The sequence below is a fragment of the Acinetobacter sp. YH12117 genome (assembly GCF_013418865.1).
Taxonomy (GTDB): Bacteria; Pseudomonadota; Gammaproteobacteria; order Pseudomonadales; family Moraxellaceae; genus Acinetobacter; species Acinetobacter indicus.
Window position 1 is genome coordinate 1 of sequence record NZ_VPBF01000012.1, and the last position, 12114, is coordinate 12114.

Consider the following 12114-nt stretch of genomic DNA (forward strand, 5'->3'; position numbering starts at 1 on the left):
TCATGAAATACGGTATTCTGATGTGACAAAACCTGAATCCTGGTCGTTAAAGTGTTTGTTTACACTCATATTTTAACTGTTAGGACTCAGGTTTTTTTATTTAAAGCAAACTATGGGACAGCAGTGGCCCCGGCCGCTCTTTTTTTATCTATACTGTTAAATAAAGCCATTCTTATTCACATGCTGGCCCTACAATGAATATTATTTGCATTCATGGGATGAATCAGCAACACCAGACTGCCGATTCACTGCGTCGACTGTGGTTATCAATACTGGAGCAGGGTTTAAAACGCAGCCAGCAGTCCCATTTTTTGCCGATTTAAAACAGGCCATCTGTATGCCGTTTTATGGCGATTTGCTCTCCAAACATCATCTGCAAAACACTTTAAATGCCAGCACCCTGATGCCGCAGCACTGGCCGCATTTTCCACTGCTGCATCCAGTCAAAATTCAAAAACCGACCACAGTGGTGGAAGAACATCGCCCCGGCGATTGCAATATTCCGCATCTGCAAGTCTATGATGCACTTAACTTTAACCAGAAACTGAAATGGCTTAGTGCTTTAAGCCGGGATATTGCACTGCGTGATTTTGCCCGGCTGATCAATTATTTTCCCAAACTGCATGCCAGCTTGTTGCATAAATTTCTGGTCGAAGCCTATTTATACCTGGCCGATCCGCATTTTATTCAAGAGGTACACAGCCGGATTTATGCCCAGCTCTGTCAGGATAACACCCATATTATTCTGGCGCATTCCTTAGGCACGGTAATTGCCTATAATCTGTTAATTCAGCATCCGGAACTGAATATTGCACGCTTTATTACCCTCGGTTCGCCGCTGGCCTTTCGGGTGATTCAGGAGCATTTACAACAGCCGATTCAGCGCCCCACTGCCCTGCATGGCGACTGGATTAATTTTTATTCTCCGGATGATTTTCTGACCGCCTTTCCACTGTCGGAACCACCGTTTCATTTTAAACCGGCCATTCTGAACCAGCAGGTACAAACTCCGGTAGATCGTCCTCATGAAGTCTATGGCTATTTACAGCATCCCCAAGTCTTAGAGGCCTTGGTCGAGTTACTGCCAGAAAGTGCTTAAATTGAGGGAATTTTCACCTGATTTATGCAAATTGTTCTAAATTTATTCGCTTAAAAGCCTTGCAGCCAGAAAATTGTAGAAAAGCGTTTGACACCCTCCTTTTTTCACCCTAATATACGCCCACCTCTGAAACGTCCCTATCGTCTAGAGGCCTAGGACATCGCCCTTTCACGGCGGTAACCGGGGTTCGAATCCCCGTAGGGACGCCAATTTCAGAAGTAATATTTTATTAAGTCCCTATCGTCTAGAGGCCTAGGACATCGCCCTTTCACGGCGGTAACCGGGGTTCGAATCCCCGTAGGGACGCCACTTCTTCCAATCAAAAGAAGCGGTTTAAAATATTCTTCTGCACTGTCCCTATCGTCTAGAGGCCTAGGACATCGCCCTTTCACGGCGGTAACCGGGGTTCGAATCCCCGTAGGGACGCCATATTCGGGTCACATACGTGATTCATAAAAAAGCCCAAGCATTGCGACTTGGGCTTTTTTATTGCTGCAACTTTTTATTTGTACAGAACGGGAAGTATGAAAAATACTATCACCCGTTTAAAACGGTCATCTCACCTGCGCCCAGATCATTGTTTTTGACAGCCATAACAGGCCTGCTATCATCCACGTCATACAGTCTCCTGCTGATGTGGATGGAAATGCTCAAAAAAAGTTGAATAAAGCGTAGATGGGGAATCGGGATGGATCATCCCTCCCCCATTTCTGTTTAGGCCGATTTACGCGAGTTAATCTGTCCTTTAATGACTGCAGTCAAATTGCCTTTTAAATATTTAAAAAATACTTTTAAAGGCGAGAGTTTTGGATTCGGCTGTTTGCCTTGGGCAATGTCCTTGAACTGCGCGGCATACCAGATAATTTCCATAATTGCCATTTTATCAACCAGTGGAATGCCGGTCTTAATTTTATCGACACCATAACGCACGTCTTGCCCTGCCAGCAAACGATGTGCCAGATCTGGCTCTACCGCAAATGGGCGAGCAATCCCGATAAAATCACAGGCGCCGCTGGCCAGTGCCGTATTCATGCCTTGTACGGTCCGGAAACCGCCGGTCACCATTAAATGACAACGAACTTCCTGGCGGATCCGCTCCGCAAACTCCAAGAAGTAGGCTTCACGCGCTAAAGTCGAGGCTTTGCGTTTTTCCGCTTTTACTCCGGCCATGGCCGGTGCTTCATAAGTCCCCCCTGATACCTCAATCAGGTCAATTCCGGCAGCATCAATTGCTTTAAAGACCTGAATCACATCCTCTTCACTAATGCCGCCGCGCTGAAAGTCCGCCGAGTTCAGCTTGACCGAAATAATAAAATTGTCAGAGGTCGCGGCGCGCACCGCCTGATAAATTTCCAGCAAAAAGCGCATCCGGTTATCAATCGAACCACCCCAACGATCCTGACGTCTATTGGTTAGCGGTGATAAAAACTGGCTGATTAAGTAGCCGTGTGCGCCATGCAGCTGCACCCCTTCAAAACCGGCCTGTTCGCAGATCTGCGCAGCGCGGGCAAAGCGCTGGATAATATTCAGAATCTCATCTTCACGCAGTTCGCGCGGTGTGCCAAAGGTGGTGGCCAAGGCCGGGCTAAACGGTACCGCGGAAGGCGCGACGGTTTCTTTGTTCAGGCCTTTCGGACATTGCCGCCCCGGATGCGATAACTGCACCAGTTGCACCATGCCATACTGCTTGCCAATCTGCGCCCACTGTTGCAACTTGGCCAGATCACGTTCTGATTCAATGGCCACCACGCCCGGTTCATTTTTGGCACGAATATCCACCATGACATTGCCGGTAATGGCACAGCCCAGCCCACCCTTGGCCCAGGCCTCATATAAGCCCAAATGTAACTGGTTCGGCTGACCAGCCGTATTGGCCAGCGCCTCACTCATAGCGCCTTTAATGATGCGGTTTTTAAATGTGGTCTTTCTAATTTGAAGCTGATCTGCAATCTGGCTCATCGGTCAATCCTGACATTGTGTTCTAGAGCAAATACTCCATTGAATTTCCACAATGGTCAAGCAGTTTTTGACAACTCATATTGTCAAAAATCATTACCGATTAGTATTGACTAGCCTGAATCAGCTGCCGGGTATAGTCAGTTTGTGGCTGTGCAAACAGATCTTCAGTACGCTGGAATTCCATCACCTTTGCATGTTTCAGCACCAATACCTTCTGACACAAGGCCTTGACCACCTGCAAATCATGGCTGATAAACAGATAGCTCATCTGCTCCTGCTGCTGCAAACGCCGCAACAGTTTAACGATGGCGCGTTGTGTGGTGCGGTCCAGCGCCGAGGTCGGCTCATCCAGAATCAGCAGTTTCGGTTTCAGCACCAGCGCACGTGCCAGTGCAATCCGTTGCCGCTGTCCACCGGATAGTTCATGCGGATAACGGGTTTTAAAACTGACCGGCAATTCAACTTTTTCCAGTGCCAGATCAATACGCTGCTGAATTTCGGATGCTGACAGTTTTTGTAAGGCCAACCCTTCGCCAATGGTCTGCTCGACATTTAAACGCGGATTCAGGCTGCTAAACGGGTCCTGAAATACAATCTGAAATTTACTGCGTAATGGCCGCAGCTGCTTTTCCGAAAGCTGGTTCAAATCCTGGCCCAGCAAATCAATTTTGCCCTCACTGGCAGTTAAACGCGAAATCGCCAGCGCCAGCGAGCTTTTACCGGAACCACTTTCCCCGACAATACCGATGGATTCGCCTTGGGCCAGATTTAAATCCAGCGGCTCCACCGCGACAAAATAATCTTTGACTCGATTGAGTAAACCCTGCTTGATGGGAAACTTCACACCCAGTTGTTGCAGTTGCAATAAAGGCTGAGTCGCCTCTACCTGTAAAGCCTGACCAAAATCATGATACAGCAGCTCCCGAGTATAGGCCTGCTGCGGCGCATGAAAGACCTGTTCAACCGACCCCTGCTCCTCGACTTGGCCTTTATTCATAACAATGACCTGGTCGGCATAATGCCGCACCAGATTCAAATCATGGCTGATTAAAATCATGGCCATCTGCCGGCTACGCTGTAAACTTTGCAGCAGATCCAGAATTTGTGCCTGTAAAGTTACATCCAGCGCAGTGGTTGGTTCATCGGCAATCAGAATGTCCGGATCAAGCGCCAAGGCCATGGCAATCATCACCCGCTGGCGCTGCCCGCCAGACAGTTCATGCGGATAACGCTTCAGTTTATCTTCCGGCTGGGGAATGCCAACATCTTGCAGCAATTGCAGCACACGTTGCCGGGTTTCCGCCTTGGAATAGCCTTGTAACAGCAGGCTTTCGCTAATAATTTTTTCCACCCGATGCAGCGGATTTAATGCCGTCATCGGCTCCTGAAAAATCATGGCAATGCGCTGGCCGCGAATCTGGCGTAGTTGTACCGGATTCAGCTGTAGCAGATCCTGCCCTTGAAACAGTGCCTGCCCCTGAATCTGGAGCTGACTCGGCAACAAGCCCAGCAAGGCCAGACTGCTGACCGATTTGCCCGAACCACTCTCGCCGACCAGCGCCAGCGTTTCGCCAGCATGTAATTCAAAACTTAAATTGTGCACCAATAGCTGCTGTTGATGCTGAATCTGGAGCTGCTGTACCGTCAGCACCGGCGTGCGCTTACTGGCGTCTTGGATCGAATGCATCACGGGTCGCCTCTCCAATATAAATCAGTAAAGATAAAACAATTGCCAGGGTAAAAAAGCCCGACAATGCCAGCCACGGCGCATTTAAATTATTCTTGCCCTGTAGCAGCAGTTCGCCTAAAGATGCAGCATCGGGCGGCAAACCATAACCGAGGAAATCCAGTGCAGTCAGCGCGGTAATATTCGCAGTCAGCATAAAGGGTAGTTGTGACAGACTTGAACTCATGGCATTGGGCAAGATGTGCCGGAACATGATGGTACGGTCGCTCACACCCAGGCTGCGGGCAGCACGGACATAATCAAAATTACGTGCCCTTAAAAATTCGGCCCGGACCAGTCCAACCAGGGTCGGCCAGCCAAACAGCAGCATAATCAGAAACAGCCAGTACACGCTTGGGCTAAACATACTGACCAGAATCATTACCATGAACAGCATTGGTAAACCACCCCAGACTTCCAGAATCCGCTGTCCCAGCAAATCGACCCAGCCGCCATAATAGCCCTGTATCGCCCCGACGATAATGCCAAGTGCAGCAGAGGCCAGCGTTAAGGCAAATCCGAATAGCAGTGATACCCGCAGGCCATAGAGAATCCGCGCCAGTACATCTCGGCCCTGATCATCGGTCCCGAGCCAGTTATCGCTGGTCGGTGGTGACGGCACCGGCACAGCCAGCTCTAAATTCGGCGATTGATAAGAATATTCAATCAGTGGCCAGATGGCCCAGCCCTTGTCCTGAATCAGTTGCTGCACGGCCGGGTCCTTATATTCTGCTTCGGTTTCAAAGACCCCGCCAAAAGTGGTTTCAGGATAAGCCTTGAACACCGGCATATATAAGCTGTTTTCATATTTGACCAGCAGCGGCTTGTCATTGGCGATCAGCTCGGCTGCTAAGGACAAGATAAAAATCAGGGCAAAGGCGATAAAACAGCCAAATCCCAACCGGTTCTGTTTAAAACGCTGGAGCCGCGCCTGCATTAAGGGAGACATTATTTGGCCCCCCGTGATTCAAAATTAATCCGTGGATCAATGACCTGATACAGCACATCGCTGATCAGTCTGAGGACTAATCCTAACAAGGTAAAAATAAACAGGGTGCCAAAAATTACTGGATAATCACGTTGTACAATCGCTTCAAAGCCCAGCAATCCCAGACCATCGAGGTTAAAAATAATTTCAATAAACAGGTTACCGACAAAGAAAATCCCAATTAATGCTTCCGGCAGGCCAGCAATCACAATTAGCATGGCGTTACGAAAAACATGGCCATACAGCACCCGCGATTCGGTCAGGCCTTTGGAGCGTGCCGCCAGCACATACTGTTTATTCAGTTCTTCCATAAACGAGTATTTGGTTAAGTAGGTCAACCCGGCAAATCCACCAATCACCATCGCCAGCAGCGGCAAGGTCATATGCCAGAAATAGTCTTTGATTTTACCCAGCAGACTCAGCTGATCGAAGTTTTCCGAGACCAATCCCTGTAGCGGGAACCACTGAAAATAGGAACCACCGGCAAAAAATACAATCAATAAAATCGCAAAAGCAAAGGCCGGAATGGCATAGCCAATGGCCAGCAAAATAGACGTGGCTTTATCAAAGATCAGACCATGCTGACGGGCTTTTTTTATCCCGAGTGGAATAGACACCAGATAAATCAGCAAGGTGCTCCACAATCCTAAAGACAGCGATACCGGCAGTTTTTCCCACAGCAGCTGGGTCACCGGCTTGTCTTTAAAAAAGCTGGTGCCAAAATCAAATTGCAGATAGCTGCTCAGCATTAGCCAGAAACGCTCATGAATTGGTTTATCAAACCCATATTGCGCTTCAATTTTAGCCACCATTTCATCACTTAGACCTTTGGCGCCCTGATAGGGCGTTGAACCGGCCGCAGCAGTTTCGGCACTGCCACTCCCGCCCATGCCCTGAAAGGCTTCTGCCTGCTGAATTGCCTGCTCGACCGGACCGCCCGGGGCAATCTGGATCACAATAAAGTTAATCAGCAAAATCAGAAACAGTGTGGGAATAATCAGCAACACACGTTTCAGGATATAGGTTCCCATGCGCTCAGCATCCTTGTGGCAAAGCCAGCTTATTGTTTACGCAGATACTGGGCTACTTTTTGCGCCCCGGCTGCATCACTCCACCAGTAATCAAGTCCAATGGAAAGTTTTGGTTTTATTTTCGGTTGTTGGTACATATTCCAGTAGGCCAGCCAGTGCTCGCCTTTGCCATAGGTCGGAATCTGGTAATAACCAGCGCGTAATAAGCGGTCCAGCACTTTGGTCCGGACAATCAGCTGCTGGCGGTCAGGCGCGTAAATAATTTTCTGAATGATGTCATCAATGACCGGATTCTTGATGCCGGCATAATTATAATTGCCCGGCTGATCTGCCGCGGCACTGCTCCAGAATTGCGCCTGTTCATTGCCCGGACTTAAGGACTGTGGCAAGACCATGGTGCTTAAGTCAAATTCTGCCCGGCGCATCCGTTCAATATATTGCGGCACATCGACCTGGCGGATATTCACCACAATCCCCAGACGTTTTAAATTGCGCACAAAAGGCATTAAAGTACGCTGCAAGCCATCCTGATGAATTAAAAATTCCAGCTGGATGGTGTTGCCTTTCGGATCAAGCAAACGGCCATCCTTGAAGCGATAGCCGGCATTCAGCAGGATCTGCCGGGCTTTGAGCAGACCGCTGCGGTTAAAACCGCTGGCATCACTGACCGGGAATTTCCAGTTGGCCAGCACCCCCTGACGCTGCACCGGATGCAACTGTTTTAAATACGGCTTTAACAGTGCCAGCTCCGCCGCGCTTGGACGACCTTTGGCTTCCAGTTCGCTATTGCTAAAATAACTTTGCAAACGCTGATACTGTCCGTAAAACAGGGCTTTATTCTGCCATTCAAAATCATAGGCATGGCTGAGCGCCTGACGGAAATGAATATCCTGCATCGGTGCACGCCGGGTATTAAACACAAAACTTTGTGTTGGCACCGGGTTTTCATGCCGGAACTTATATTTCACCACCATCCCCGCTTTCACTGCCGGGAACTGATATTCCGTCACCCATTTGCGCGCGGTATATTCTTCATGCAGCGTGTATTGGCCCGACTTAAAGCCTTCAAAGGCCACATCCATATTGCGGTAATAGACAAATTTAAGCCGGTCAAAGTTATAACGGCCCTTATTTACCGGCAGATCTTTGCCCCAATAGTTCGGATTGCGCTTATAAGTAATACTGCGTCCGGCATCAATCCGTTCAATCAGATACGGGCCTGACCCCAGCATCGGCTGCAAGGTAATCCGGCTAAAGTCCTTGCCCTGCCAGTCTTTCTGGGAATAAATCGGTAAGGCCGATAAAATCAGCGGCATTTCACTGTTGTTATCGGATTTAAAGGTCATTTTGACCTGATGTCTGGACAAGACCTCGGTTTTATCCAAATCGGCAATATACATCTGCAAACCCGGATTAGATTTGCTCTGGAAGGTATCAAAACTGAATTTGACATCAGCCGCGGTGACCGGTGTGCCATCACTAAAACGTGCTTTTGGATTCAGATGAAAAATGACAAACTTGGTCTGCTTCGGATCATAAGTCACTTTTTCTGCCAGCAGTGGGTACATCACCCCCGGCTCATCTAGCGAGCTGGTCATGAGCGAATCAAACAGATAATTCACCCCATCGGTCGCACTGCCCTTACCGTTCATGCTGTTCAGGTTGTCAAAAGTGCCATTGCTGGACTGACTCAGCATGCCGCCTTTGGGCGCTTGCGGATTGGCATAGGGCATGGCCGCAAGCTGGCTGTATTTCGGACTGCTGTGCAGCGCGATATACGGCGTGGTCTGCAGCGCAGCCCAGCTCCAGCTTGAGGTCAAAGCCAGTGCTATTGCCACAGCACTCAAGCGATATAAAGATCTGTTCATGCGGTCACGACTCCTTGTGCCCGGCAATTACAGGTTCGGAACCTTGATGATCTCTCCAATACGCAGCTGCGTATTCGGTTTAATCTCGTTCATATCGGCCAGTTCACTGGTTTCCAGACCATAACGGCTGGCCAACCCAATCAGGGTATCACCACGTTTAACCTTATATTCCATAATGGTTTTCGGCAGTTGCAGGGTTTGGCCAACTCTTAAACCGGCACGCGGACTCAGGCCATTCAAGGCTGCCAGTTCAGCGACCGAAATACCGGTACGGCTGGCAATGGCATTTAAGGACTCACCGGCTTTAACGGTATAGGTTTCGGTTGCTTTACCCGTGCTGGCGCTGCTCACCGCTGCACTTTCCGCGGCACGGTTGCTACTGCTGTCCAGATCACCTTCAATTTTTAAACGCTGGCCAATTCGTAGTGCAGCAGTACGTGGCAGGTCATTCAGTGCAGCCAGATAATTCAGCTGCAAATGATATTTACGCGCAATACTGTTTAGGGTTTCACCCGATTTTACGATATGAATGTCTGAGGCTGCAGCAGTTGTGCTGACCTTACTTTCTTCCACTAGCGCTGGCTCACCGCTGAGTTTCAGGCGCTGGCCGGTACGTAAACCGGCAGTCCGGCTGATGCCATTTAAACTGGCAATCTGCTCCAGACTCAGGTTATAGCGGTTGGCAATGGCAGTTAAGGTATCGCCCGACTGTACTGTATAACTATCCGGGATGGTCGAACCGGCTGGAATTTTTAAAGTTTGTCCAATTCGCAGGCCGGTATTGGTCGAAATCTGGTTTAAGGTGGCCAGATCAGCCAGACTCATTTTGCTTTGTGCGGCCACACTCGATAAGGTGTCGCCGCGCTGGACAGTATAGTTTTCCGTTTTAATCTCAGCTGTTGATGTACTTGGCGCTGCACGACGATTCTCTGTGGCCGTTTCAGTTTTTGCTTCGGCTTTCGAATCACCCACAGGCACATTAATCCGCTGTCCAACCAGCAAACTGCTGCCAGCAGTCAGACCCGGAGTTAAGGCTGCCAGTTCTGCATTGGACAAGCCATGACGGTCTGCAATCAGTTTCAGATATTCACCGCGCTTCACCGTATAGCTTTGCGTGGCTACTTTGGTTTCAGCCGCTTTCTGCTCTGCTGCCTTGGCACGCATCTCTGCTGTTTCTTTCAGATTCAGTTTCTGACCGACAAACAGGCCACTGCTTGTGTTCAGATTATTATAATCCGCCAATTGCTTGACCGATAAACCAAACTGATTGGCCACGCCGGTTAAGGTATCGTTGGCTTTAACCACATAGGATTCCGGCTGCTCTTTGGCTTTGGCTGGCGCAGCTGCTTGTAGTTTGGCATTATATAAATAGATGGTGGTACCGGCATATAAAGTCGAGTTTGGATCAATCTGGTTCCATTTCGCCACATCACGCCAGTTCACCCCATTTTTCATGGCAATCAGCACCAGGGTATCGCCGGCCTGTACCGTATAGGTACTGCGTTTGCCTTTTGGCGGTACCACCACCACTTCGGTGTCGGTCTTGATCACGTTCTTGCCCTGATTCCGTTGGGCTTCATCTGAATCTGGACGGGTGCTATCCGCAACACTTTTCGGGTAAGCAAAACCTTTGGTCAGCTCTTTGCCTTGCTGCTCGGCCACCGACAGACTGGTCTGAATCGCGGTCAGCTTAATTTTGCCATCATAAGGATCGACAATTTCAGTACCTTGTGGTGCAATTTCTTTTAACTCGGCCACCACCTGCGCCTGTTCAGCCTGAGAGGCCACCGGCTGCAACACCTCTTCTACCGTTTTGTTCTGGTCTTCAGTTTTCACTGCCGCCAGAATCTGTTCACGTTCTGCTGCTGAAATTGGCGGTTCGACCTTCACCGGCTGAATATTCTGTGCCGGGGTAATGGCCACCGGAATACGTGGAGCACTTGGAATATCTGAATTGGCCGCAAAAGAGGCCAAAGCCGATGAACCGCGTGGCGTACTGATCCGCTTGGTGCTGGTTGTGGTCGTGCTGCTAGCGGTTTTGGCTGTGCTCGCTGGCGTAGTCGTAGCAGTACGCTGAGTCACGCTGGCCGTCAGGGCCGGTGTGGTGGTTTTTGCAGCTGGGGCACTGGTCGTGGTCTGCGTCGTCACGGCTGGACGTGTGTTGCTGGCCAGCAATCCACCACCCTGCAGGTTTTTCAGACGTTCATCGACTGTTGGGCTTAAATCGGCTGGAATCAGAATCCGCATCGGGCTGGCACTGTCAATTCGGTCAGTACGATGGCCTGGGTTCAGCGCATATAACTCGGCACGGCTAAGACCAGTAATATTGGCCACATCATTTAAATTCACCGCACCGACCGTCACTTCACGGAAATGGGGACGGTTGGCAATTGGCGGCAAACGCACCCCGTAGGCACCTGGGTTTTTAATAATTTGCGCCACTGCCAGGAAACGCGGCACATAGTTCATGGTTTCCTGTGGCAATTTCAGTGACCAGTAATCGGTCGGTAAACCGGCAGCCTTGTTGCGGTTAATCGCCTGCTGAATACGGCCCGGTCCGGCATTATAAGCGGCCAGAGCCAGCTCCCAGGAACCAAACTGGTTATACAGGCTACCGAGGAATTCATAGGCAGCACGGGTCGATTCGACCACATCACGGCGGCCATCATACAGCGGGGTCTGTTTCAGACCATAAATACGTCCGGTACTTGGAATAAACTGCCATAAACCGGCCGCAGCAGCACTACTGGTCGCTGCCGGGTCGTACGAACTTTCAATGACTGGTAATAACGCCAGTTCGGTTGGCATGCCACGGCGCTCGGCTTCTTTGACCGTGTGATACAAATAACGTGAAGCACGCGCACTTAAACGGTCAATATACGGCTGACGTGAAATAAACCAGCCGCGCTGCGCTTCAATACGCGGATTCCAGTGTTCCAGATCCATTTTGAAACCTACGGTCATGCGCTTCCAGACATCACCGTGTTTTAAAATCAGTAAACGGTCACCTTCTACCGCGCGCATGTCGGTGGCCGACAATAAATCTTCCAGTGAATCTAAACTGCTGGCGTCCAGATAACCTGAACCAACCTGACTCGACGTTGACGCTTTGCTGGCACTTTGTGTAGAGGTACAGCCGGTGCTGATGCCGAGCGCGGCCAGCGCTGAACCCAAAACTGTAATTTTAAATAGTGCCGGGACCATAGGCTGCCACATGCGTGTGGTTGGTTTATACATAGGAAATCCAAACAACTCGTCTATAAATTATTTTTTAGATTTGACATTGTAGTGAAGCATCACTACGACACAAGGTTTTACTCTAGCGCGATTCTAATATAAATGTTACAAGAAATTAAAAAATTGACGTCTTCGGCGTTTCTGATCTGCAATTGCGTTATACAATAGCGGCTCGGTTTTTATTTGGCTCTTTTTGGATCTGGCTT

General features: G+C 49.5%; 6 protein-coding genes, 3 tRNA genes and 1 pseudogene. 4 read left to right on the forward strand and 6 right to left on the reverse strand.

Going from position 1 to position 12114, the window contains the following annotated elements; translation table 11 throughout:
* Window positions 1–194: 194 nt before the first annotated feature.
* The 4 genes and pseudogenes from FTU55_RS06110 (at window position 195) to FTU55_RS06125 (ending at window position 1528) form a co-directional block, all read left to right on the forward strand.
* Window positions 195–1099: pseudogene (locus FTU55_RS06110) on the forward strand (alpha/beta hydrolase).
* Window positions 1100–1232: 133 nt separating this feature from the next.
* A tRNA-Glu gene (locus tag FTU55_RS06115) sits at window positions 1233–1308 on the forward strand.
* 24 nt (window positions 1309–1332) lie between these two features.
* A tRNA-Glu gene (locus tag FTU55_RS06120) sits at window positions 1333–1408 on the forward strand.
* 44 nt (window positions 1409–1452) lie between these two features.
* Window positions 1453–1528, forward strand: a tRNA-Glu gene (locus FTU55_RS06125).
* 285 nt (window positions 1529–1813) lie between these two features.
* On the opposite strand, the gene FTU55_RS06130 is transcribed toward FTU55_RS06125, so the two are convergent.
* The 6 genes from FTU55_RS06130 to FTU55_RS06155 form a co-directional block, all read right to left on the reverse strand.
* Window positions 1814–3058, reverse strand: coding sequence for an NADH:flavin oxidoreductase/NADH oxidase family protein (locus tag FTU55_RS06130; protein WP_180046512.1), 1245 nt, complete (start codon window positions 3056–3058; stop codon window positions 1814–1816).
* Between the two features lie 100 nt (window positions 3059–3158).
* Complete coding sequence (locus tag FTU55_RS06135) at window positions 3159–4745, reverse strand: ABC transporter ATP-binding protein (RefSeq protein ID WP_180046544.1); 1587 nt, start codon at window positions 4743–4745, stop codon at window positions 3159–3161.
* The gene (locus FTU55_RS06140; RefSeq protein WP_104489770.1) at window positions 4720–5733 is read right to left on the reverse strand and encodes an ABC transporter permease; all 1014 of its coding nucleotides are present in this window, start codon (window positions 5731–5733) and stop codon (window positions 4720–4722) included. The genes FTU55_RS06135 and FTU55_RS06140 overlap by 26 nt, the downstream gene beginning before the upstream one ends.
* Window positions 5733–6803, reverse strand: coding sequence for a microcin C ABC transporter permease YejB (locus FTU55_RS06145; protein WP_005179212.1), 1071 nt, complete (start codon window positions 6801–6803; stop codon window positions 5733–5735). Before FTU55_RS06145 ends, FTU55_RS06140 begins: the two co-directional genes overlap by 1 nt.
* 29 nt (window positions 6804–6832) lie before the next feature.
* Window positions 6833–8671, reverse strand: a complete 1839-nt coding sequence (locus FTU55_RS06150) for an extracellular solute-binding protein (protein WP_168398256.1) — start codon at window positions 8669–8671, stop codon at window positions 6833–6835.
* Window positions 8672–8698: 27 nt separating this feature from the next.
* Window positions 8699–11908, reverse strand: a complete 3210-nt coding sequence (locus FTU55_RS06155; RefSeq protein ID WP_180046514.1) for a LysM peptidoglycan-binding domain-containing protein — start codon at window positions 11906–11908, stop codon at window positions 8699–8701.
* Window positions 11909–12114 lie beyond the last annotated feature (206 nt).